This window comes from Mesorhizobium sp. YR577, assembly GCF_900116595.1.
In the GTDB taxonomy this organism is placed as follows: Bacteria; Pseudomonadota; Alphaproteobacteria; order Rhizobiales; family Rhizobiaceae; genus Mesorhizobium_M.
In genome coordinates this window covers 62,991-86,447 of the sequence record NZ_FPBI01000009.1, presented here as the reverse complement: position 1 = coordinate 86,447, position 23,457 = coordinate 62,991, and the positions used below count along the sequence as shown (strand labels likewise).

21 protein-coding genes are annotated in these 23,457 nt (G+C 61.3%); 10 read left to right on the top strand and 11 right to left on the bottom strand.

The annotated features are described in order from the left end of the window. Nucleotides 1-9 precede the first annotated feature (9 nt). On the bottom strand, nucleotides 10-969 hold the full coding sequence (locus tag BM413_RS14655; protein WP_091914249.1) for a glycosyltransferase family 2 protein: 960 nt from the start codon (nucleotides 967-969) through the stop codon (nucleotides 10-12). Nucleotides 970-1,528: 559 nt separating this feature from the next. Here BM413_RS14655 and BM413_RS14650 point away from each other — a divergent pair. From BM413_RS14650 to BM413_RS14615, 8 genes are all read left to right on the top strand, one after another. Beyond that, nucleotides 1,529-1,912: a hypothetical protein gene (locus BM413_RS14650; RefSeq protein ID WP_091914247.1), complete on the top strand. Its 384-nt coding sequence runs from the start codon at nucleotides 1,529-1,531 to the stop codon at nucleotides 1,910-1,912. A 237-nt stretch (nucleotides 1,913-2,149) separates the two neighbouring features. Beyond that, the gene (locus BM413_RS14645) at nucleotides 2,150-2,893 is read left to right on the top strand and encodes an endo-1,3-1,4-beta-glycanase ExoK (protein ID WP_091914576.1); all 744 of its coding nucleotides are present in this window, start codon (nucleotides 2,150-2,152) and stop codon (nucleotides 2,891-2,893) included. A 12-nt stretch (nucleotides 2,894-2,905) separates the two neighbouring features. Next, nucleotides 2,906-4,081, top strand: coding sequence for a glycosyltransferase family protein (locus tag BM413_RS14640; protein ID WP_091914245.1), 1,176 nt, complete (start codon nucleotides 2,906-2,908; stop codon nucleotides 4,079-4,081). Nucleotides 4,082-4,089: 8 nt separating this feature from the next. Further along, nucleotides 4,090-5,091, top strand: a complete 1,002-nt coding sequence (locus BM413_RS14635) for a glycosyltransferase family 2 protein (protein ID WP_091914574.1) — start codon at nucleotides 4,090-4,092, stop codon at nucleotides 5,089-5,091. Continuing rightward, nucleotides 5,088-6,053 carry a glycosyltransferase family 2 protein gene (locus BM413_RS14630; protein ID WP_091914243.1) on the top strand — a complete coding sequence of 322 codons (966 nt, stop codon included), beginning with the start codon at nucleotides 5,088-5,090 and terminating at the stop codon, nucleotides 6,051-6,053. Before BM413_RS14635 ends, BM413_RS14630 begins: the two co-directional genes overlap by 4 nt. Continuing rightward, the gene (locus BM413_RS14625) at nucleotides 6,043-7,005 is read left to right on the top strand and encodes a glycosyltransferase family 2 protein (protein WP_091914241.1); all 963 of its coding nucleotides are present in this window, start codon (nucleotides 6,043-6,045) and stop codon (nucleotides 7,003-7,005) included. The genes BM413_RS14630 and BM413_RS14625 overlap by 11 nt, the downstream gene beginning before the upstream one ends. 61 nt (nucleotides 7,006-7,066) lie before the next feature. Next, nucleotides 7,067-7,963, top strand: coding sequence for a UTP--glucose-1-phosphate uridylyltransferase (locus BM413_RS14620; RefSeq protein ID WP_091914239.1), 897 nt, complete (start codon nucleotides 7,067-7,069; stop codon nucleotides 7,961-7,963). 197 nt (nucleotides 7,964-8,160) lie between these two features. After that, nucleotides 8,161-10,494: a polysaccharide biosynthesis tyrosine autokinase gene (locus BM413_RS14615; protein WP_091914572.1), complete on the top strand. Its 2,334-nt coding sequence runs from the start codon at nucleotides 8,161-8,163 to the stop codon at nucleotides 10,492-10,494. A 42-nt stretch (nucleotides 10,495-10,536) separates the two neighbouring features. Here BM413_RS14615 and BM413_RS14610 read toward each other — a convergent pair whose 3' ends face one another. Next, nucleotides 10,537-11,310, bottom strand: a complete 774-nt coding sequence (locus tag BM413_RS14610; protein ID WP_091914237.1) for a metallophosphoesterase — start codon at nucleotides 11,308-11,310, stop codon at nucleotides 10,537-10,539. A gap of 320 nt (nucleotides 11,311-11,630) precedes the next feature. On the opposite strand from BM413_RS14610, the gene BM413_RS14605 reads away from it, so the two are divergent. Beyond that, on the top strand, nucleotides 11,631-12,776 hold the full coding sequence (locus BM413_RS14605; RefSeq protein WP_244537874.1) for an acyltransferase family protein: 1,146 nt from the start codon (nucleotides 11,631-11,633) through the stop codon (nucleotides 12,774-12,776). 11 nt (nucleotides 12,777-12,787) lie between these two features. Here BM413_RS14605 and BM413_RS14600 read toward each other — a convergent pair whose 3' ends face one another. From BM413_RS14600 to BM413_RS14585, 4 genes are all read right to left on the bottom strand, one after another. Then, entirely contained in the window at nucleotides 12,788-13,486 is a 699-nt protein-coding gene (locus tag BM413_RS14600; protein ID WP_091914235.1) for a class I SAM-dependent methyltransferase, read from the bottom strand. Between the two features lie 214 nt (nucleotides 13,487-13,700). Further along, nucleotides 13,701-14,720, bottom strand: a complete 1,020-nt coding sequence (locus BM413_RS14595; protein WP_091914233.1) for an LLM class flavin-dependent oxidoreductase — start codon at nucleotides 14,718-14,720, stop codon at nucleotides 13,701-13,703. A 110-nt stretch (nucleotides 14,721-14,830) separates the two neighbouring features. Then, nucleotides 14,831-15,616, bottom strand: a complete 786-nt coding sequence (locus BM413_RS14590) for an SDR family oxidoreductase (protein WP_091914231.1) — start codon at nucleotides 15,614-15,616, stop codon at nucleotides 14,831-14,833. A 17-nt stretch (nucleotides 15,617-15,633) separates the two neighbouring features. After that, nucleotides 15,634-16,851 (bottom strand): glutamine amidotransferase-related protein, encoded by a 1,218-nt coding sequence (locus BM413_RS14585; protein ID WP_091914229.1) that lies wholly within the window; start codon nucleotides 16,849-16,851, stop codon nucleotides 15,634-15,636. Nucleotides 16,852-17,028: 177 nt separating this feature from the next. On the opposite strand from BM413_RS14585, the gene BM413_RS14580 reads away from it, so the two are divergent. Next, entirely contained in the window at nucleotides 17,029-18,246 is a 1,218-nt protein-coding gene (locus BM413_RS14580) for a pyridoxal phosphate-dependent aminotransferase (protein WP_244537872.1), read from the top strand. 67 nt (nucleotides 18,247-18,313) lie between these two features. Here the strand turns inward: BM413_RS14580 and BM413_RS14575 are convergent, their stop codons facing one another. From BM413_RS14575 to BM413_RS14555, 5 genes are read right to left on the bottom strand one after another with little or no spacing between them, the layout of a single operon-like run. Continuing rightward, complete coding sequence (locus BM413_RS14575) at nucleotides 18,314-19,237, bottom strand: dihydrodipicolinate synthase family protein (RefSeq protein ID WP_091914225.1); 924 nt, start codon at nucleotides 19,235-19,237, stop codon at nucleotides 18,314-18,316. Nucleotides 19,238-19,261: 24 nt separating this feature from the next. Continuing rightward, complete coding sequence (locus BM413_RS14570) at nucleotides 19,262-20,428, bottom strand: M24 family metallopeptidase (protein ID WP_091914222.1); 1,167 nt, start codon at nucleotides 20,426-20,428, stop codon at nucleotides 19,262-19,264. Further along, on the bottom strand, nucleotides 20,425-21,522 hold the full coding sequence (locus BM413_RS14565) for a mandelate racemase/muconate lactonizing enzyme family protein (RefSeq protein ID WP_091914220.1): 1,098 nt from the start codon (nucleotides 21,520-21,522) through the stop codon (nucleotides 20,425-20,427). Before BM413_RS14565 ends, BM413_RS14570 begins: the two co-directional genes overlap by 4 nt. A gap of 3 nt (nucleotides 21,523-21,525) precedes the next feature. Next, nucleotides 21,526-22,683 (bottom strand): M20 family metallopeptidase, encoded by a 1,158-nt coding sequence (locus BM413_RS14560; RefSeq protein ID WP_091914218.1) that lies wholly within the window; start codon nucleotides 22,681-22,683, stop codon nucleotides 21,526-21,528. Between the two features lie 21 nt (nucleotides 22,684-22,704). Next, the gene (locus BM413_RS14555; protein WP_175544332.1) at nucleotides 22,705-23,454 is read right to left on the bottom strand and encodes an amino acid ABC transporter ATP-binding protein; all 750 of its coding nucleotides are present in this window, start codon (nucleotides 23,452-23,454) and stop codon (nucleotides 22,705-22,707) included. Between the last annotated feature and the right edge of the window lie 3 nt (nucleotides 23,455-23,457).

Sequence of the window (23,457 nt, the reverse complement as noted above, 5' to 3'; positions counted from 1 at the left end):
TGCCCTCGCCTATCGAGAAATCTTGGATACGGCGAGTTCCACCGCGCTGCGCAGGATTTTTGGGTCGCGCCAGGCCCATTCGGCCAGCAGGCTCAGCTGCGGCACCTTGCGCTTGCGCACCAGCCGCATCTGGCCCCACAGGGCCTGCCGGCGCGCCGTCTGCTTGTAGGATTCGATCGAGGCCTTGTCTTCCGGCTTATGCAGAAAGCCGTTTTCGAGACGGTCCAGCGCCACCCATGTGTTGAACTGCTGCTTCAGGAACTGCGGCGAATCGTTGTCGAGCCCGTGGAAAATGTTGATGCCCTCGCCGCGCGTCGCACCGACGGTTTCGCTGAGAATGCAGCGCTGCGCATTGCGTACGCACTCGTAGAAGAACAGCACGTCCTCGGCGGCAAGACGCAGCTCGGCTTCGAAGCGCACTTTGCGGAACAGGTTTTCGCCGATGACCATGCAGGACAGGTGCATGAAGCTCCAGTTCTTCAGCATGACGCCGGCAAGGTCCGGCACCTCGACGATCGGTGGTTCTTCCGACAGCCGGTCGACTGTGGTGACGTCTGCCAGAGCAGACACGCCGAAGTGGTAATAGAAGGCGTCGCCGCCTTTTATCGACGCCCAGTAACAATCTGCATCAAAAAGTGACAGGCCGGCGACCGCATTCTTGAGGTGATCGGGCGTCCATTCGTCATCGGAATCGAGGAAGGCGGCATAGGTGCTATCGGCGGGTATGTGCTCGAGGCCCATGTTGCGTGCTCCGCCCGGGCCTGCATTGGGTTGCTTTATGACGGTAATCCTGGCCCGCTCCTCCAGCGAAAACCCTTCCAGATCCAGCTCCACGGGCGACGGCGAAGCGTCGTCCACGACGATCACGTCGAAGTCCGGATGGGTCTGCGCGAAGACCGATTTCAGCGCGCGATGCAGTATTCCGGGCTGCCGCTGGTAATAAGGGATAATGGCTGTGCACTTCGTCATTTCTTGCGCCTTATGAAGTCTAAGGGAGAGGCTCGCAGGCTATCGATGAGCGCTCGATGAATTCTGGTCGGCTGCCCAATTCCGGGCTTGATGGAGAACAAGGCGTTCACCGAGAGCCAAACAACGCCGGTCCATGCTGCCTGCCATTAACCCGAAACTGTGACGAATGATGTCGGCTGGAGCGACCCGTCCCAAACCAGCACATTCGGGCTGAAGTTTGTCACCGTGCCGATCCGAGCGCGCATCTTTCACCGCATACCTTCTCAGGATAGTGGTCCTTCTCAGCTCAATCCAGCTCTGCAACGGCGCGGTCCGTTCACTTTTGATGCAGTGCACAATTGCCGGCGCGAACTTCGTCGGAAGAAGGCTTCGGCACCGGTCGGGGCGCCGGCAGCCGCGACTTCAACCTTGTTCGGTTTCAGCCGCGCGAGGCACGCGCTGGCGACCATGGCCGAGGTGGGGGTTAGGCCCCCTCATCCTCTTGTTTATCTCGGGGTTCGGTGAGATTTTCCTGTAAGCTCTGGTCAAGCCGCATGGCGATTCGACAAGGCGCAACGATATGGCTCTTTTCCGCTTCAAAACCCGCAACCCGAATCGTGACCGTGAGACGGATGCCGGCCGCATGCAACGGCTGAGGCAGGTTCTCGATGAGATTCACGACGAAATCGAGAATGAAAAGAATGGCTTGCGCAATCGCTACGACAAGGTGACGGCCGACGCCGCCTTTTCGCAGCAGGCCCTCGAGGACGATCGCGTCGATGCCGGCATGTCGTCGAAGATCGATGAACTGACCGAGGCGATGATCCGCTACACCAAGCGGCTTGCCTCGCTTGATGGTCAGATCGGTTTTGTTACCGAACTGCGCGAGCGCATCGAGCAATTTTCCCAAGCAAACGTGGGTGAAGGCGCCTCAGTGAACCCCGTTGCGGCCGAACAGGGTTAACGCGCGCTTATAAAATGTTACCGGACGCGGGTCCGAAATTAGGCCCCACGTCACATTCTGAACTTGCCACCGACCTATGTGCAGTGCAGCATTTCGATGCTGTGACTTGAACAGGTGGGCGTGGGAGGCGCCGCCAAAACAAAGGTGGCAAGCCACGTGATTTCAAACGAAGCCGGCACGGCACGGCGCGGTCTGACATTTCTCATTCTCGGCGTCGGTACCCTCCTCGTCTCATCCATGGGCGCAATGAATGCGTCCCATGCGCAAGAGAAGAAAGCCTCGGGAAAATCCTTCGTCGAAAATTTCGACAAGCTGGACAGGAAGCAGTGGTATGTCTCCGACGGCTGGACGAACGGCGAACACCAGAACTGCATCTGGTCGAAGGATCAGGTGAAGGTCTCCGACGGCATGCTGCGGCTGGGCTTCCAGAAGCAGTCGATAAAGAATCTCGACTATGCCTGCGGCGAGATCCAGACCAAGCAGCGCTACAGCTACGGCACCTATGAGGTGCGCATGAAGGCTGCCGCCGGCTCCGGCCTCAACACCGGTTTCTTCACCTATATCGGCCCGGTCGACAAGCAGCCGCATGACGAGATCGACTTCGAAGTGCTGGGCAAGAACCCGGCAAAGGTTCAGATCAACCAGTATGTGAACGGCAAGCCTGTCGGAGACGCCAAGCTGGTGGATGTACCCGGCGGTGCCGACCAGGGTTTCAACGACTACGCCTTCGTCTGGAAGCAGGACAAGATAAGCTGGTACGTCAACGGCGAACTCGTCGGCGAGGCGACCGACCCGGCAAAGCTGCCGACCCACGCGTCCAAGATTTTTGTCAGCCTGTGGAGCAGCGACATCCTGAAATCCTGGATGGGCACATTCGCTGATCCCGGCGCGCCGGTGACGGCCGAGATCGATCGCATCGCTTACACCGCCGAAGGCGATGCGTGCCAGTTTCCCGAATCGGTTGTCTGCAAGCTGAAATAACTGGTGTCCCACATGTTGCACGTTCTCTATCTCGTGCATGATCTCTCCGATCCGGCGGTCCGCCGGCGGGTGATCATGCTGCAGGCCGGTGGCGCGGATGTCACGCTGGCGGGCTTCAAGCGCGCCGACAAGCCCGTGGCCGGCCTGGAGATGCTTTCACCTATCGACCTCGGTCCGACGCAGGACGGCAGGTTCGCGCAACGCATCGTGGCGATCGCCAAGGCGGCACTGTCGCTCGGCGGCAAGCTGCAGGGCATCCGCAAACCCGACGTCATCATCGGCCGCAATCTGGAAATGCTGGCGCTGGCCAACCGGGCAAAGGCGCTGTTTTCCTCCGATGCGCCCATCGTCTACGAGTGCCTCGACATCCACCGTCTGCTGCTCGGGCAGAACCGTATTTCGCGGGCACTGCGGCGCACCGAGCGCGTGCTGGGCAGGAACGCATCGCTGCTTATGACAAGTTCGCCGGCCTTCGTGCGCGACTATTTCCAGCGCTTCCGCCAGATCGATGCGCCGGTGGCTTTGCTGCAGAACAAGGTGCTGGAGCTGAACGGCGGGAGCGACACGAGCAACCAGGCGCTGCAGGGGCCAAAGCCCGGCGAGCCATGGCAGATTGGCTGGTTCGGCGCCTTGCGTTGCCGCAAGTCGCTGGAGCTTCTTGCAGCCTTCACGCGGCGCATGGAAGGCCGCTTCGAGGTCGTGCTGCGTGGACGTCCGGCCTATTCGGAGTTTACCGATTTCGACGGCTTTGTTGCCGCTGAGCCTTATCTGCGTTTCGAGGGCGCCTATCGCAACCCCGAAGATTTGCCGCGCGTCTATGGCGAGGTGCATTTCTCCTGGGCGATCGATTTTTTCGAGGAAGGGCTGAATTCGAGCTGGCTGCTGCCGAACCGGCTTTACGAAGGCTGCCGCTACGGCGCGGTTCCGATTGCCATGCGCAACACCGAAACCGGCCGTTTCCTGGCCGACCGGCACCTCGGCAAATTGCTCGACGAACCCTCCGTGGATGCGCTGGCAGCGCTTTTCGAAGACCTCACACCCGAAACCTATTCTGCTGCCCGCCGGAAAATCCTGGCCGAGGATCGCGGCACATGGGTCTGCGATGTGCGCGACTGCCGGGCGCTGGTGGAGCGACTGGCCGGCCTGAGATCGACACGTGTCCCCAACATGATGCTGCAGGCGGCGTGATGGCTGAGATGACAAACGAAGCCTTGCTGGCAACACCTTGCATGGTGGTGATCCCCTGCCTGAACGAGGCAGCGCATATCGAGGCGCTGATCGACCGGCTGACGCCTTCAGTCGAGCGGCTGGGCATGAAGATCGTGGTTGCCGACGGCGGCAGCACCGACGGGACGCAGGCGATCGTGCAAAAGATCGCCGCGAGCAATCCGCGCGTAACGCTGCTCGATAATCCCAAGAAGATACAGAGTGCTGCCATCAATCTCGCCGTCGAACAATTCGGCGACGAGTTCGCGAGTTTCATCCGCATCGACGCGCATGGCGACTACCCAGCCGACTATTGCGACCGGCTGATCGAGGACGCGGAAGAGACGGACGCGGATTCGGTGGTCGTGTCCATGGCGACGCGTGGCTTCGGCGCTTTCCAGAAAGCGACGGCGATCGCGCAGAATTCCAAGCTCGGCAATGGCGGCTCGCCACACCGCCAAGGGGCCAAGGGCCACTGGACCGACCATGGTCACCACGCCTTCATGCGGGTGAAGGCGTTTCGTGCGGTTGGCGGCTACGACGAGACATTCAGCCACAATGAGGATGCCGAACTCGACTATCGGCTACGGGCTGCAGGCTACCGGCTCTGGATGACCGACAAGACGTTCATGGTCTACTATCCGCGTGCGTCCGTGCCGGCGCTCTTCAGGCAGTATCTGGGCTACGGCAGAGGCCGCGCCAAGAACATTCTGAAGCACCGCGCGATGCCCAAGATCCGACAGATGATTCCGCTGATGGTGTTTCCGGTCGTTGCCGGGACATCGCTGGCGTTCCTCAGCTGGGCTGCCATCATTCCGGCAGTCCTTTGGGCAGCGGCATGCCTGGGTTACGGCGTCTGGATGGCTCTCAGCCAGCGCAACCCCTACGGGCCGCTGGCCGGCTTTTCGGCGATGGTCATGCACCTGGCATGGTCCGCGGGCTTCTGGCTCCAGCTCCTCGATTTTCGAAGGAAAGAGGCACCGGCATCATGAACAAGCAAAACGAAGCCGCCACCAAGCCGACCCGGATCGACGTCTGCGTCTGCACCTATCGCCGCCCGGAACTAGAAGAGACGCTGCTGTCGCTCGGCGCGCTGACCATACCGCCGCATACGACGGTTCGGGTCATCGTCGCCGACAACGACGCCGAGCCGAGCGCACGTGACCTCGTCTATGCCATTGCCGCGAAGCTGCCGTTCTCGGTGGTCTACGTGCATTGCCCGGCCTCCAACATCTCGATTGCGCGCAATGCCTGCCTGGAAAACAGTTCGGGCGATTTTCTCGCCTTCATCGATGATGACGAGACCGTCTCGAAGGAATGGCTTTCGGAACTCATGAACGTAGCGCTCGCAACCAGCGCGGATGCCGTGCTCGGGCCGGTCGAAGCGACATACGGGAACGGCGCTCCGGGCTGGATGGCGCGGGGTGACTTCCATTCGACGCTGCCGGTCTGGGTCAAAGGCGAGATCCGGACAGGCTATAGCTGCAATGTCCTGCTGCGCCGTGCGGCAAAGCCGGTGGCCGGCCGACGCTTCAACCTGGCACTGGGCAAGACGGGCGGCGAGGACACCGAATATTTCACCCACCTGCATCAGGCCGGCGGCAGAATAGCCTTCGCACCAAAGGCCTGGGTCTATGAGCCTGTGCCGGCCAAGCGGGCGCAGTTTTCGTGGCTGATGAAGCGGAAGTTCCGCTCCGGACAGACCCACGGCAGGCTGATCGTCGAGCGGCAGACATCGGCTGGTTTCGCCCTGCCCCAGATCGGGCTTGCTTCGGCGAAGGCAGCCTATTGCTTCGCGGCAGCCGCAGGCCTCGCAATATTGCCGGAGCGACGCAACCGTTTCGCCCTTCGCGGCGTTATGCATATCGGCGTCGTCAGTGGACTTCTCGGCGTCCGCGAAATCAAACAATATGGTGACCATGAACCTGCGCGGAGAAGCAGCAATGCAGCCTGACGTGACATTCGTCATCGCGGCTTACAATGCTGAAACTTTCCTCGCCCGGGCCGTCCAAAGCGCGCTCGGCCAGCGGGACGTATCCGTCGAGGTGGTCGTCGTCGACGATTGCTCAGGTGACGGCACGGTCGAGCTCGCGCGGTCCTTCCCGCCCGAGATGGTCAAGGTGATTGCCCTCGACAAAAATCGCGGACCTGGTGGCGCACGCAATGCCGGACTGGAAGCAGCCAGCGGGCGCTGGATCGCGGTGCTCGACGCGGACGACACGGTCCAGCCTGAGCGGCTCGCCCGGATGATCCAACGCGCAGAAGCTGCCGGCGCGCAGATCGCCGTCGATAATCTGGACGTGATCCGTGAAGAGCCCGGCACACGCGAGACGATGTTTCCCCATTCGCATCTTGAAGGCGTAAGCGAAATCACGCTGGCCGAGTTCATTGCCGCGAACATCCTTTTCGAAGGCACGTTCAACTACGGCTACATGAAGCCGATATTCGAGCGCCGCTTCATCGAAGAACACCAGCTGCGCTACGACGAGAAGCTGCGCATCGGCGAGGATTATATCTTCCTCGCTTCGGCGCTGGCCAAGGGCGGGCGTTGCGTGGTCGAGCCGGAACCCGGCTACGACTATCACATTCGCGACGGCTCCATCTCGCGCGTGCTTGAGCAGCATCACGTCAAGGCGATGTTCGACGCCGATGCCGCGTTTCTGCGCACGCATCACCTTGATGAAGCCGCCAAGTCGGCGCAGGCGCGGCGTACCCGCAGCCTGGAAAAGGCGGCATCGTTCCTGGCGCTGGTCCAGCACCTGAAGGACCGCGCGCCGCTGAAGGCCATGGGCGCGGCACTGCGCGATCCGGTCGCGCTGACGCATCTCAGAATGCCGATCGCTGCGCGGCTGCGGCGGTTCGCAGAGCCACTGCGGGGTCGCCGCCCGGCAGGCCAGACAGGATGACCTGAAATTTCGGAATTGGACGGGGGATAAATTGAAAAGCACTCAAAGCAGGGATGATAGAATGAAAAAAGTCAGAAAAGCAGTGATCCCGGTCGCTGGGCTTGGAACACGTTTCCTGCCGGCAACCAAGGCGATGCCGAAGGAGATGCTGACGGTGGTCGATCGTCCCGTCGTGCAGTATGCGGTCGACGAGGCGCTGGAAGCAGGTATCGAGCACATCGTGTTCGTCACCGGCCGCAACAAGCACGTCATCGAGGACTATTTCGACATCCAGCCGGAGCTTCTGGACACGCTGACGCGCTCCAAGAAGCAGGAACAGCTCGCTTCGCTGAACAAGATCCAGTTGAGCGCAGGTGCAGTGAGCTTCACCCGCCAGCAGGCCCCGCACGGTCTCGGCCATGCAGTTTGGTGCGCGCGCGATATCATCGGCGACGAGCCTTTCGCGCTGCTTCTGCCCGACATGGTGTCGTTCGGCGACAAGGGCTGTCTTGCCGGCGTGATGGAGCTCTACGAGCAGACCGGCGGCAATGTCATTGCGGTTGAGCAGTGCGACCCGACCGAGACCAACAAATACGGCATCGTCGGCAAGGGCAAGGATGTCGGCACCGGCTTTGCCGTGACCGAAATGGTCGAGAAGCCGGCGCCCGCCGTCGCGCCGTCGAACTACTACATCAACGGCCGCTACATCCTGCAGCCGGAGGTGTTCGACCTTCTCGGCACGCAGGAGCGGGGCGCCGGCAACGAAATCCAGCTTACGGATTCGATGAAGCGGCTTGCCCAGACACAGGCGTTCCATGCAGCGCCCTTCAACGGGCGCATGTTCGACTGCGGCTCGAAGGAAGGGTTCATTCAGGCCAACGTTGCCTTCGCGCTGGCACGCGACGACATCCGCGATCTCGTATTCGACCCGATCGTCGAAATGATCGCCTCGCAGCAGCGCCGCAGCGCGGCAGCCTAGTCGAAATACTGCTCGTCGCGGCCGAGCATATCGGCCGCGACATGGCATGATCGTCAAAAAGGTAGATAGCGGCGCAAAGGCCGCCGCAAACGCATTCTCGCCTCATAACCATGCTTGATGCCGCATCAGTGGCGGAGCGCATCGGACGAGATCGAAAAGCATCCAAAACGAAAGTGACGCCTGGCGTCGACGAAATCATGCACCAGAGAAACATTCCCTTGAACAGCAGACTGGCCGTGGAGCCGGATGAGGCGGATCGCTTCATCGATCTTGAACGCCTGATGACTATCGCCATGCGGCAAATCCGCGTGGTGGCGCTTTGCGCGGCGGTAGGCCTTGCGCTTGGCGTCGTCTATCTTCTGTTCACGCCCGCCCAATACACATCGGGCACCCGCATCCTGCTTGACGACACGCTGACCAAGTTTGCCGAAGAGAAGGATTCCGGGCCGTCCCGGGTCCAGGCGGACTCGATGGTTTCGAGCGAAGTCGAAATCCTGAAATCGGCCCGCCTCGCCCGCGCGGTGGTGATGGCCGAGAACCTTCAGAACAACGACGCGTTTCTCAATCCGCCGCGCTCGCCGATCGGCTGGGTGAAGGATCAGATCAAGTCCGTAATCGGCCTGTTTTCCTCGCAGCCCGAACTCTCCGCGACCTCGATCGCAAACGGCAAGATCGGCAAGGCGACAGCACTGCTGCAGGCCGGCATGTCAGCCGAGCGTGTCGGACGCAGCTATGTCATCGACCTGTCGTTCCAGGCCTACGACAAGAAGCTCGCCGGCGCGATCACACGCGCCTATGCCAATGCCTATCTCTCCGACCAGCTCGACGCCAATTTCGACGCCACGCAGCGGGCGACCGTCTGGCTTCAGGGGCGGCTGGCCGAATTGCGCGACAGTTCGCAGGCCGCAGCACTTGCCGTGGAAAAATTCCGCGCCGAGAACGGCCTGACCTCGGCCCGGGGCGAGCTTATCTCCGAGCGGCAACTTGCCGATCTCAACAGCCAGCTCATCCTGGCGCAAGCCGATACTGCCAATGCGCTGGCGCGCTACAACCAGTTCAAGTCGATCATCGAAAGCGGCCCGGACAACGCCGTGAAGAACGCGACGATCCCTTCCGACAAGGGCAGCAACAACACCGTCATCAATGACCTGAAGGGACGCTATCTTGACGTCACCAAGCGCGAGCGCGAGATCAGCGACCGTTTCGGCGAGGACCATCCTCAGGCCGTCGCGCTGCGGCGCGAACAGGGAGACCTTTCGCGGCAGATTTTCCAGGAACTCAACCAGCTCACGGAGAGCTACCGCACGGAATATGAGGTTGCGAAGTCGCGCGAGGATTCGCTGCGCGCCAATGTCGGGCTGATGGCCGGAGAAAGCTCCGAGACCAGCCAGTCCATGGTGCAGTTGCGTGAACTCGAACAGAAGGCAGCCGCACTGGCGACGCTCTACCAAACCTTCCTCGCCCGTCATGAGGAAGCCTCGCAGCAGCGCTCCTTCCCCATCGCCAAGGCGCGCGTGATCTCGGAAGCCGTCGATCCGGTGGCCGCCTCCAGCCCCAAGAAGACGATGGTACTCGGCCTGTCGCTGGTGCTCGGCCTGTTTGGCGGCGCCGGGGTCGGCGCCTTTCAGGAGTTCCGCGAGCGGTTCTTCCGCACAGGCGAAGACGTGCGCGCATCGCTCAACATCAACTTCCTCGGCTATCTGCCGATCGTCGGCACACGCCTTTCCAGTGCTGCGTCCAAGAACGGGGCCAATGGCGCCGACAAGCCGCCACGCGATGGTCCCGAGCCCGTCACGCCGCGCATTCTAAGGGTAGCGATCAACGCTCCGTCATCGTCATTTGCAGAGACGCTTCGCAACGCCAAGATCGCCTGCGATGTCGTGTTGCAAGGCAGGCCCTGCAAGGTGATCGGTTTCGTCTCGGTGCTGCCGAGCGAAGGCAAGACGACGGTTGCCGCGAACTTCGCCGGGCTTCTGGCCGCCAATGGCGCGAGAACATTGCTGATCGACGGCGACTTGCGCAACCCGGGCCTCAGCCGTGGCCTGTCGCTGTCCCCGGACAGAGGGCTGGTCGAGGCGATCGTTGGCGAGCAGCGCTGGCAAACCACGGTCATGGTCGATCGCACGACCAAGCTCAACATCATTCCCGCCGTGGTTCGCGGACGCCTGTCGCATACCAGCGAACTGCTTTCCGGGCCGGGAATGAACGACCTCCTGACCGACGCCCGCAACGCCTATGATTACATCGTGGTGGATCTGCCGCCGCTCGGCCCGGTGGTCGACGCCAAGGCGTTCGCACCGTTTGCCGATGGATTCGTGATGGTCTCCGAGTGGGGCGTGACGCCGCGCGCATTGGTGAAGGCGACACTGCAGGGTGAACCGCAAATCGCCTCCAAGCTGCTCGGCATCATCCTGAACAAGACGGACATGAAGAAGCTGGTGCGCTACGGCGCCTATGGCGGCTCGGAACAATATCTCGACCGTTATTCATCCTATTACATCGAGCAGGCCGGCCTGACGGCGAAAGCCTGAAGGCCTGGCGGTTTCCGCTCGCAGAACCGCCGGCCGCTCAGGTCAGGTCGTGAGGTAACGGCCCTTGTTCTGCCATATCCGCAGAGCGGTCAGCCGTCCGGAAAAGAAGGCGCCCGTATCGACATTGATGCGTGTGCCTTCGAGCTTCGCTTCCGTGACCGGCGTGTGGCCATGGACGACATATTTCTTCAGGAGATGCGCCTTTTCGTAGAAGGCGGTGCGAATGAAAACCAGATCGTCGTCCGACTGCCGGTCGAGATCGAGTTCGGGCCGGATACCGGCATGGACGAAGATGTACCGCTTTGCCTCGATGAGAATCGGAAGCGAGCGCAGGAATTCGACATGCCCTGCCGGAATGGCATGCCTGATCATGTCGTCGACCTGCCGGGACTGATAAATCGAGCCGAGGCGCTCGGGGTCGACCCCGTAGGAAAGAAGCGTCGGCCCTGCCCCCATATGCATCCAGTCGCCAAGCGTCAGGCGCTTGTCGATGTAATCCAGCATCGCCACTTCATGGTTGCCGGCCAGGCAGATGCGCTCGAAACCAACCGGCGGCGGGGCCATCAGGTGATCGATCACCTGAGAGGAGGCAGGCCCCCGATCGACATAGTCACCGAGCATGACGATGGTCTTGCGCCCCGGCAGTTCGCGCGCATCGGCGACGATCAAATGTTCCAGCGCCAGCAGCAGGTCGAGGCAGCCGTGGACGTCACCGATCACATAGACGGCGGCTCCCGCGGTCTCGATCTTCAACCGGGCGCGCCGTTCCCGCCCCGGGTTTTTGTCCAGACCAAACAGGCCTGCCAATTTCTTCATAGGCGATATTCTCTGCTTTCCAGCGAAGCGGCCCCCATTGCAGCCCTTGTATTAAACGACGTTGCATTTTGTGAATCGGAAATCGCGCAGAAATTGCACAACATTCACATTTGAACCACCCAAACGGCTTACATGGTGTCGATGTCCTGTGCCAGCCGCAAGTCGGCAGACACCTGGCCCTGGATGCAGGGCGCCAAGGATGGGAGCGGCCTCAGTGGCTCGCTGCGATGCTGCACCCGGTTTCGCTCCGGCATCGCTCTTCAAAGAGAACACCTGCAGCCATGCGGTTAGCCGCCGCGTGACTGTTCAAGGAGAACGTTTTGACAGCAAGAACATCTTCGCCCGCGCCGAGCGCGACCGGCCTGTCGCCCGTCGCCAAGACGATGTCGAACCGCATCAAGATCGCGCGAACGCTGTGCATCTTCTTCATGACATTCGTTCACGTCCAGCCGGGCATTGCCGAGAACGTCTATGACCGTGACGCCGGCTTCTTCGACATCGTCTATTTCATCCTGACGCGGCTGATGGGGCTGAGCTCGGTTTCGCTACTCAGTGTGGTTTCGGGCTATTTCATCGTCTCAAGCCTGCTCAAGGTCGGCACGCTCGATCTTTACAAATCCAAGGTGAAGACGCTGGTCGTGCCATTGGTGGCCTGGAATGTGCTGGCGCTGGTGCTGCTCGGCGCCTACGGGCTGCTTTCCGACAACTGGCGCAACTGGCCGGAGTTTACCCTACCCGCATTGGCCAACGCCTTCTTTGCCGTAACCGAATGGCCGCTGGTTGTGCCGCTGTGGTTCCTGCGCGATCTTTTCGTCTGCTGCCTGTTCTCGCCGCTGCTTTATTTCGCAATCAAGCGGCTGCCGGTTGCGACCATCCTGCTGCTTGTCGTCTTCACGCTTTTCGGGGAAGACCTCTACGTTCTGCAGAGGCCGCAGCTGATGCTGTTCTTTGCCATTGGCATGTGGCTTCGCCTGTCGCGGACGAATGAGCAGGAAATCGACCGGATCACCCGCCCGCTTTCGATCGGCCTTGCGGCGATGGCGGCGGTTTTCCTCTACATCCGCATTCAGGGCATATTGCTTTCGGAAATGGACGATACGCTGCGGCTGACGCTGGACACGCTGCTGCGCATAACCATGGCGGCAGGTTTCTGGTATCTGACGGAGCTTATCCGGCGGTCATCCTTTGCCGAACCGTTCATGCGGTTCGAGCCTTATGCCTTCTTCCTGTTCTGCAGCCATGCGATCCTGTTCGACTACGCCGGAATCATCTTCCGACGCTTTTTCGGCAATTACGGCTCCGACCTGTTCCCGATCACCTTCTTCACGCTGCCCGTTCTGGCGGTGGTCGGTGCAATCATCGGGTTGCAGATCATCAACCGCTCCGGGGTGCTGATCTTCCTGTTCAATGCAGGCCACAAGGTGCAGCCGCTGTGGCGGCCGGCAGCGGAGCGGGCGTCCGCTTGATCCAATGATTGTCAGGCGCCTGATGGCGACAGTTCGTCACGCGCGTCGGACGGCCGTCCCAAGACCGCGATGAAAGACTGGCTGAGCTGCGGAAACAGGTCGCAGAGCATCTTGTTCACGCGCAGCATGAAGGCACGTTTCATCGTCACACCGCGCGTTCCGTAGTCATAGTCGGAAAAATAGATCTGCTTGATCTCGAAGCCTTCGCGAACGGACAGTTGCTGCAAGGTCTGCGGCGTGTAGTAACAGGTGTGCTCGGGATTGACCGGCGGCTCGTTGGTCAGGCCGAAGACGCATTTCAGCAGCCGGCTCATGGAAAAAGCGTTCGGCGTCGTGATGACGAGGACGCCGTCCTTCTTCAGATTGCGGATCGAGCAGCGGAGAAAAAGGCCAGGATTGCTCAGGTGCTCGATCAGTTCGCCGGCAAAGACCACGTCGTAGGGTTCGGTATCGACAAAGGATTCGGCGTCGCCGACAACAACCTCGTAGCCGGCGGCGCGGGCCCGAGCGACATCCTCTTCAAGAATGTCGATGCCTTTCACGTAGCCTGCCAGGCCGACGAATTCTGAAAGGTAGAAGGTGCCGATCTCCTGCCGGGCCTCAAACTCGTGCCCGATGGTTCCAATGTCGAGCATTCTTCTGCCCTTGATAAGCGGGCCGAGAAGATCATGAATGCTCCGCAGTCGGGCATTTCCGACAAGATGTAACATCGAGACAACCCCTTGCTGAGCCCCTTTGTTACTCAAACATCTTTGCAAAAGACGGACAAGTATTCACAACGGCCGACAGGATGTACTTGCCCTAAGTCGAAATCGGTATGCCAACCGAGCAATAAAGCCTTCCTGCCTTCGGGTGGTCCGGCAGCTGGATCGCGCTGTCCGTCTGCATCGTCCTGACCTGACCGGAGGACCACTACAGGCGACGTCAGCGCCAACCCATCGCTAGGGCAACATGGGTCATGATGGCCTCGATGACATGTGCGTTGTAGTCGACGCCGAGCTGGTTGGGGACGGTCAAAAGCAGCGTGTCGGCCTCGGCGATTGCCTCGTCCTTTTTCAGCTGCTCGATGAGAACGTCCGGTTCGGCGGCATAGCTGCGGCCAAACACGGCGCGTGTGTCGGCCTCGATATAGCCGAAATGATCCTCGCTCTCGTCGCCGCCGAAATAGGCACGGTCGCGATCGTCCATCAGCGCAAAGATGCTGCGGCTGATAGACACCCGCGGTTCGCGCTCGTGTCCTGCCGCCTTCCACGCGGCGCGGAAGGCGCGGATCTGATCGGCCTGCTGGATATGAAGGGGCTTTCCGCTCTCATCGAATTTGAGCGTCGAGCTCTGCAGGTTCATCCCCGCTGCAGCCGCCCATTCCGCGGTGGCGTTGGTGGCAGCGCCCCACCAGATCCGGTCGCGCAAGCCTGGCGAGTGCGGCTCGACGCGTAGCAATCCGGGCGGATTTGAAAACATCGGCCGCGGATTTGGCTGCGCAAAGCCCTGCCCGCGCAGCACTTCCAGGAATACCTCGGCATGGCGCCTGGCCATGTCGATGTCAGTCTGGCCCTCAGGCGGGGCGTAACCGAAGTAGCGCCATCCGTCGATCACCTGCTCGGGCGACCCACGGCTGATACCGAGTTGCAGGCGTCCGCCGGCGATCAGATCGGCAGCGCCCGCGTCTTCCGCCATATAGAGCGGGTTCTCGTAGCGCATATCGATGACCGCCGTGCCGATCTCGATGCGGCTGGTCTTCGCGCCGATCGCCGCCAGAAGCGGAAATGGCGAGGCGAGCTGGCGGGCAAAGTGATGCACCCGAAAATAGGCGCCGTCGGCGCCCAATTCCTCCGCGGCGACCGCCAGGTCGATCGATTGCAAAAGCGCATCGGACGCTGACCGCGTCTGCGATTGGGACGAGGGCGACCAATGCCCGAACGATAGGAAGCCGATTTTCTTCATACCGCGAGGATTTAGCATGTGCGGCTTATGCTGCAATGCAAAGATGCGTCATCAGCCAACATCGCAGCGGTTCTCCAAAGCGGAAGCGGCGCGATGTTGGTGCTCTGGCCTTACAGGACGCTGCGCAGCATTCCACCGTCGACGCGCAGGGTCGTGCCGGTGATGTAGCTCGCTCTCTCGCTCGCCAGAAACGCAACGGCGTCCGCAAATTCCTCGGGCTTGCCGTAGCGGCCCATCGGAATGCCGGCGCGCGAGGCCTCCGCCACGGCTTCCGGCGTGCTGCCGGTGCGGTCTGCGGCTGCCTTGTCGAGCTGGTCTACGCGTGACGTATGAATGCGGCCCGGAATGACCGAGTTGACCGTGATGCCGTCAGCTGCGACCTCGGCTGCAAGCGTCTTCGCCCAACCCAAGATCGACAGGCGCAAAGTGTTGGAAATTCCAAGGTTTGGAATAGGCTGCACGACGCCCGACGAGACGACATTGACGATGCGGCCCCATTTGCGGCTGCGCATGCCCGGCAGCAGGCCAGCCGTGATGCGGAACGGCGCGTTGACCATCGTTTCGAACTGGGCGCGCCAGACGTCGGCAGCAACACCGGCAATCGCACCGGGCGGAGGACCGCCTCCATTGTTGACGAGAATATCGATGGCACGCGTGCTGATGACCGGAACCCATGCCTCAAGAGCGGCGGAATCGGAGAGGTCCAGCACCTCGGTATTCACTTCCGAACCGCTCTCTGCGCGGATCGTTTCCGCAGCCGCGTTCAACCGTTCTCCCGAACGGCCGACCAGCGTGACCGAAGCGCCTTCAAGCGCCAGATTGCGCGCGATGGCAAAGCCAAGTCCCTGGCTGGAACCGAGCACGAGCGCGCGGCGGCCTTTTATGTTGAGATCCATTTTTTAAAGTCCCGGTTTCAATGCGAGTGAGCGTATTCGCGTGCTGCCGACAGGAAGGCGGACAGCAGCGGATGAGGGTTGTTTTCGCGCGAGCCAAGTTCGGGATGGCCCTGCATGCCGATGAAGAAGGGATGATCGCGATCCTCGATCGCATCGACGATGGCGCCGTCGAAACCCGTGGCGGCGACGCGCAAGCCAGCCTCTTCGAGGTCTTTCACGAGTGCCGGATCCAGCCGGTAGCGATGGTTGTAGTGAACGGTCGTCGAGGCGGGCAGGATTTCAGCAAGGCGCGTTTGCGTCGCCACAGCGCTTGAATGCGTTCCGGTCCGGTGTTCCGGCAAGGGACGGCCGTTCGGCCCCTTCTCTCCAGCCATCGGCACGAAGGTCTTGATCGGCGCTGCCGGATCGGCTTCCGCGAGATTGGCGGTTCCGCGCCCGAACCGACGCCATGCGATCGCCGTCGCCATCGTCTGCATTCCCAGACACAGGCCGACAGTCGGAACGCCTGCAGCAAGACCGGCTGCCGCAGCTTCGATCTGCCCGGGAACATTCTTCATCGCCGCACCACCCGGAAGAACCAGGCCGGTAAGCGAGGCGGGAATTTCAAAATTGCCCGCGTCGCCCAACGCAACGGGATCGATGAACCGGATAGTTAGATTTATCGACAGGCCATCCGCAGCATCGGCCAGGCTCGCAAGCGTCGCGGGGTAGACGCTGCGTTGATCCCCTTCGGCGGCGATCAGCCCTATCTCCAGCGGGATACGATTTTCGGAGGCGCTTTCCGGGCGATCCGTGATCCGCCCGAAACCGTCCCTGCCCGCAAGTGTTTCGCCTTCAACGACAAAACCGTCGCCGGAGGTTCCTATCGTAACGACCGTTGTTTCGATCCCTGCATTTTGGGCCGCGCGAACGATGGTGCCCGGAAGCGTCGGATTTCGAAGGTAGTTGGGGTGAATAGGCACGATGATTTCACTCGCGCGCGCCTCTGCGACGATCTCATCGACACTGGACGCCGCACGAGCTGGCGACGGCGTCAGGCGATCGGCCCAATAGAGCCCGCTTGGCCCAAGCCCGCCTGCTGCGAGCACATGCTGAACCGCATCGGCGTGCAGGCCGGTATCAAAACGAAATTCGGGATAGAGCACCCGGCCACCATGCCGCGCTGCGATCACCGCTGCCGCCGCGCCATACAGCGCGGGTTCGTCAATCTCATGCGTGACAAGCACCAAACTCATCGGAAACCCTGTAATTCATGATCGCATGCAATCATTCAATATATGCACTTCTGCTCACACACGAACAAGCGCTTCTTCATAAGAAATGCTGATTTCACGGCATAATTTGCCGATCACAGATTGCACAATATAAAAACAATTATACAATGTAAAGAAATCGCCACAAGGAATCTGACCGTGCATCCATCGCTTGCTCCCCGCATGAAACTCGTCGGTGCTTCACCGACCGCTGAAATTTCCAACAAGGTTCGCGCGCTCACGGCAGCAGGCCATTCCGTCATCAATCTCGGCGAAGGCGAGCTCGATTTCGCGACGCCCGAGGCGATCTGCGAAGCGGGCGTCGCAGCGATCCGCGACGGCGACACGAAGTATACCGCCGTGGCCGGCACCGCCGAGCTGAAAGCTGCGATCCAGCGCAAGTTCGCGCGTGAAAACAGCCTTTCCTATGAACCCTCCGAGATAATCGCGGGCGCCGGCGCCAAGCAGCTCATCTTCAACGCGCTTCTGGCAACGCTCGCGTCCGGCGACGAAGTGATCGTGCCTGCTCCTTACTGGGTTTCCTATCCGGACATGATCCGGCTCGCAGGCGGCGAGCCGGTTATCGTCCAATGCTGCGCCGAGGAAGCCTGGAAACTCACCCCCGCAGCCCTGTCGGCGGCACTGACCCCGCAGACGAAATGGGTCATCCTCAACTCACCGAACAACCCGACGGGTGCGGTATACAGCAACGCTGAAATGAAGGCGCTGACCGACGTTCTGCTAGGCCACGACGGCGTTCTCATAATGGCCGACGACATCTACGAACATGTGCGTTTCGAAGGTGAATTCGCCACGCCCGCCGCAATCGAACCCGCTTTGAAAGCGCGCGTGCTGACGGTCAATGGGCTGTCGAAGGGATACTCGATGACAGGATGGCGCCTTGGCTATGCCGCCGGCCCGGCCTGGCTGATCGAGGCAATGCAGGTCCTGCAATCCCAGAGCACCTCCAATCCGAGCTCGATCAGCCAGCGCGCGGCGATCGCGGCACTGGATGGCGGGATCGGCTTCATGGCGGATTGGATCGAAACCTTGCGCGAGCGGCGCGATATCGTTCTTGCAGCCCTGGGCAAGATCGACGGGCTGCACGCGGACACGCCTGAAGGTGCATTCTACGTCTTTGCCGATTGCTCCAAACTGCTCGGCACCGCACGCCCGGATGGACGTGTGATAAGCTCCGATCTGGAGTTCGCCTCCTACCTTCTCGAAACCGCGCATGTTGGCGTGGTCCATGGCTCCGCGTTCGGCGCGCCGGGGCATGTTCGCATTGCCTATGCTGTCGACACGGAGACTTTGCGTACGGCCTGCGACCGTATCGTCAATGCCTGCGCAAAACTGCACGGGCGCAACGCAGCCTGAAACCAGGCAAACAAAAACCCCGGCTACAGCGATGTAGCCGGGGTTTTTTGTTGGGAGGTTTTCGCCTTTAGGCTGCGAGCGTAACCTGCGTGCGCGTATCGCCGCGCAGCGTCTCCAGAACCTTGGCGATCTCTTCGATCACCGGCTTTTCCAGATTGCGCAGAGGCGCCCGCACCGAACCGCCGTCGAACCCGCGAAGGTTCATCGCAGCCTTGGTCGTCTGCGGCTGGCCGTGCTTGCGCGCCAGCGCGCGGAACGCATACCAGATGCGGTGCAGGTCGCGCGCGGTGGCCGCGTCGCCCTTTTCCAGAGCGCGATAGGTATCGAGAATGAGCTCGGGCAGCGCGCAGCTGTTGGTCGAGCTGATGCCGTCGAAACCTGCCATCATCGGCCCGAGGAAAGCGAGATCCGACGCACAGAACAGGCGGATGCGACCGCCGATCCGATTGGCGATCTGGTCGATTGCGGTGGGGGTGAGATCACCCTGCTTGACGCCCGCGACATTGTCGATGTCGGCAAGCTGCTCCAGAATGGAAGGCGAAAGCGTGATGCCGATGCCCGGCGCGTTGTAGACAAGAATGCCGGTCTTCGACAGCGGCGCCATATCACGGAAGAACGACACGATCTGGCCGTCGGTGACTTCGGAGACGTATGGCGGCGTGACCATCGGCAGGCCGCCAAGGTCGCCTGCGAGGCGCGTCAGATCTTTCACGACGCGGATATCCGAATGCGCGCTGCACAGCATCACCGGAACACGGTCTCCCGCGACGTTCATGGCATGCCGGAACAGGTCAGCCCGCTCCTCCGTCGACATCGCCGGAAACTCGCCATAGGTACCGCCGATCAGGATGCCGTCATAGCCGAGCCCGATGACGCGCTCTATGCTGCGTGCGAAGCCGGCCTTGTCGATATCGCCATTTGCGGTGAACGGCGTGACCGTGATGTTGAAGATGCCCTTCAGCCGGGCACGCGTCTCGCTGATGTCTTTCATGTTCTTATTCCTGTTTCCTTGACCCTAGACTTCCAGAAGCTCGCGCCCGATCGTGCCGAGTGCGCGGTATCCGGTTTCGGTAACGACGATGGTTTCGCTGACGCCCACGGTGAAGCGGCCGTAGATGCGCAGAGCCGGCGGCAGGTGGAACGTCATGCCCGGCTGCAATTCGGTCTTCACGCCTGCATTGAGGCTGAGAATTGCGCCCTCGCCCCAGTCCGGCGCAAACGAGATGCCGACGCTGTAGCCCAACCGCTTGCGGAAATTGTCGGTGTAGCCGGCAGCGTCGATGACCTTCTGGCAGGCGATGTGCGGGACTTCGCAGGCGACACCCGGGCGGATGGCATCCAGCGCCACCTGCAGCGCTTCCTGGCAGGTCTTCATCATGTCGACCGCTTCACGCGGAGGCTTGCCGACCCAGGCCGAGCGCATAAGGGCCGCATGATAGCGATCGTGGCAGGCTGCCATTTCGAGGAAGGCGGGATCGCCGTCCTCGATCTTGCGGCGACGCCATGTGCCGTGCGGAACGCCGGTGCGCGGGCCCGAGGAAACCAGCGGCTCCATGCCCATATATTCGGAGCCGGCGGCAATCGCCGCCTGCATCATCGAGGCGACAAGATCGTTTTCCGTAGCACCCGCGCGCACTGTCGCCAGACCGGCCTTCATGCCGGCATCGACATAGCCGGCGGCCTTTTCGAGCTTCTCGACTTCCAACGGAGATTTGATGGCGCGAAGCTTTTCGATAACGCCCGCACCGTCGTGGATGGTTCCGAGGCGTGCCTGCAGTGTCTCGTAGACGGCAATCGGAAGGAACCAGCCGCGCTTGTCTATCGCGACGCGCTTTGAAGCGAGCCCACGCTTCTCTATAAGCGCGACGAGGAAACCGACCGGCTCATCGCCGTCCTGATAGACCTCGGCGTCCGAAATGAAGGTGTTGGCGATGAAGTTGAAATATTCGAGCTGACGGATCACGAATACCGGATCGCCTTCCGCCGGAAGGACCAGCGCCTGGAACGTGTAGTAGCCGGGCGTCTGCTGGCCGGTCAGGTAGAAGATGTTCTCCGGCCCCGTCACCACCAGCGCATCGATGCCTGCCTCGACCAGATTCTGGCGCGCGCGGGCCTGGCGTGCTTCATACTCTTGCCTGGGAAAGGCGGATTCCTGCCCCTGCTGAACGCCGATATTCTTCACTGTCCAAACTCCCTGATGAGACGCGTTTTCGACGCGTCGAATTCCAATCCCAGACCCGGAGACTGCGTGCCGCTGACGGATCCGTTTTCATATGCGAGACCCGGCGCCGGATCGTTCTCGATGCCGTCCGCGCCATAGAGCTCGGCAAATTGCGGCTGGGCCGCACAAGCGACGTGCAAGGCGGCCGCCGTCGCCAGACCACCCTCGTTCATCTGCCCGATCATGAAGGGGATGCCCGCCCCGCGAAGCCGGGCTGCGGCTTTCATGGTGGGCGCGATGCCGCCCATCTTCACCAGCTTGAGATGCGCCCAAAGCTTTCCGCCCGCCGCAATGATCGCGTCGACGTCGGATTGGCCGGCGACACTTTCGTCGAGCATCAAAGGGATGGCGCTTTTGTTCGCGAGTTCGGACAGTGCCGCCCAGTCGCCGGCAGCGATCGGCTGTTCGACATAGGCAAGGCCGAGCGGCACGAGTGCCGACAGGTTTTCCAGGGCTTCTTCGAACGCCCACGCGCCGTTGGCGTCGATGGCGAGCTTGATCTTCGACCCAAAACGGGCACGCAGGCTTTCAAGCCGGGCCATATCTTCGGAAAAGCCGCTGGAGCCGACGCGCACCTTCAGATCCCGAAAGCCGCGCGAGACATAAGCTTCCGCCTGCTCCAGAAAACGCTCCAACGACGAGATGAAAAGCGTCTGGTTGGTCGCATGGCTTACCGGGTGCGTCCGGTCGCCGCCCAGCCAGTGCGCCAGCGGCAAACCGGCGCGCCGGGAAACAAGATCGTGCAGCGCTCCATCCAGCAGCATCCGAACGGGAGCGCTCACGCCTTTCAAGGTCGTCGCATCGGCAAGCAGCGCGTCAGGCTGTCTTGACCAGTCGACGGTCTCGAACAGGGCGATCGCTTCCCGTTCAACGGCTTCGGCTGAAAGGCCGTTGAGATAAGCGATGTTGATGCGCACTTCACCGGTGCCGGCGGTGCTGCCGTCATCCAGATGCAGATACAGCGCATCGAGACCAGACACCGGTCCCGACGACGCCGTGTACAGCAGCAGGCCGCCGCCATAATGCAACATCGCGCGATGGAGTGAGGCGCGCATGTCCTATGCCTTGAGCATCGCTTTTGCGACGTCCCTGTAAATCAGGCTCGAGGTTATGAACTCGTCCACGGGCACGAATTCGTCGGGCTTGTGCGCAACCGAAAGGCTTCCCGGTCCGATAACCGTTCCCTGTGCTCCCACCGACCGGAAATGCACGAGGTCGCAACCGCCCTGGAAACCGAACGGTCCGGGCTCCGCCGTACCGTGCGCGCGGCATGCGGCAAGGCTCGCCTGCACAATCGAAGTGTTTTCTTCGGTCTGCGTTGCCGGGCCGGTGGTCGCCTTGTAGTCGATGATCTCGGCGCGGATACCGAACTGCGTATGGGCGCGTTCGAGAAGCAGCGCGAATTCCTTCTGGACTGCTTCTTCTTCCTCGCCTGGAACCATGCGGCGGTCGAGCAGCATGTCGCAGGCGCCGGGCAGGACATTGTCCGCATGGCCGCCATTGATGCGTGTGACCGTCAGGCTGGCATTGCCGACCAGCGGATGCGACTGATGCCGCACATAGTCTTCGTGATGCGCCTCGACGATGGTCAGGAACTGGCCGGCCCGGTAGATCGCGTTTTCGCCGAGATGCGGCGTGCCCGAATGGGCGGTGATGCCGTGAATGCGCACCACCGGCCGCAAGCTTCCCTTGTGCGCCGAAAACGTCGCGTTGGAGGTCGGCTCGCCGACCACGGCAAAATCGATCTTCGGCTTTGACGCGGCATAGAACTTCGCGCCCTCGCTGGCGATTTCCTCGTCACCGACGAAAACACCCAACAGCGTGCCCGACCAGGACGAACGGTCCTGCGCCAGCATCCGCATCGCCTCGATCATCGAGATGAGCGGGCCCTTGCAGTCGCAAGCGCCGCGACCGAACAGTTTGCCATCGGCTTCGCGAACCACGAAAGGATCGGACGACCACCCCTCGCCTGCCGGAACCGTGTCCATATGTGTGTTGAAGGCAAAGACCGGGCCCGGGCCGTTTTCGAGTTTCGCCTCGATGTTGAAGCGGCCCGGCTTGTATTCGGTCGATATCGTTGCGAACCCTTCGGCTTCGAGCAGATTGCGCACATAGACTGCGGCCTCGGCCTCGTTGCCCGGAGGGTTTTCGGTGCGAATGGCAATCAGTTCGGCGAGCTCGCGCTTCATCCGAGCGGCATCTGGTGCGATGGACATATCTGGGTTCCGGGCTGTGGTCTAATGCAGGATCTGATCGAGGAAACGCTGCGCACGCTCATTGACCGTGCCGCTGAAGAAATCCTCGCTGGTGGCATTCTCGATGATCTGGCCGCTTTCCATGAAGACGATCTGGTCGGCCGCGCGCTTGGCAAAACCCATTTCGTGCGTCACGACGATGCTGGTCATGCCGTCACTGCTGAGCTCGGCCATGACGTCAAGAACCTCGCGGATCATCTCGGGATCAAGCGCCGAGGTCGGCTCGTCGTAGAGCATGAGCTTCGGCTTCATCGCCAGCGCCCTGGCAATCGCAACACGCTGCTGCTGGCCGCCGGAAAGCTCGTCCGGGAAGAAGTCCGCCTTTTCAGGAATGTGGACCTTGCGCAGAAGATCGGTGGCCAGATCGTGGGCATCCGACCTGCTGAGGCCCGACACTTTCATCGGCGCCAGCATGATGTTTTCCGCCGCCGACAGGTGCTGGAACAGCTCGAAATTCTGGAAGACCATGCCGATTTCACGACGCACGGCCGGTGCCTCGCGGAGATTGCCGGCAATATCCTTGCCGTCGAAAAGAATGGCGCCGCTGTCTGCCGGCTCGAGAAGGTTCAGGCAACGCAGCAATGTCGACTTGCCCGATCCGGATGGGCCGATGACGACGACCGTTTCCTTCCGGTTGACCTTCAAGCTGCAGCCTTTGAGAATTTTCAAAGCGCCGAAGCTCTTGTCGATATTGATGATGTCCAGAAGCGGCTGATGATCTTGCGAGCGCATGTC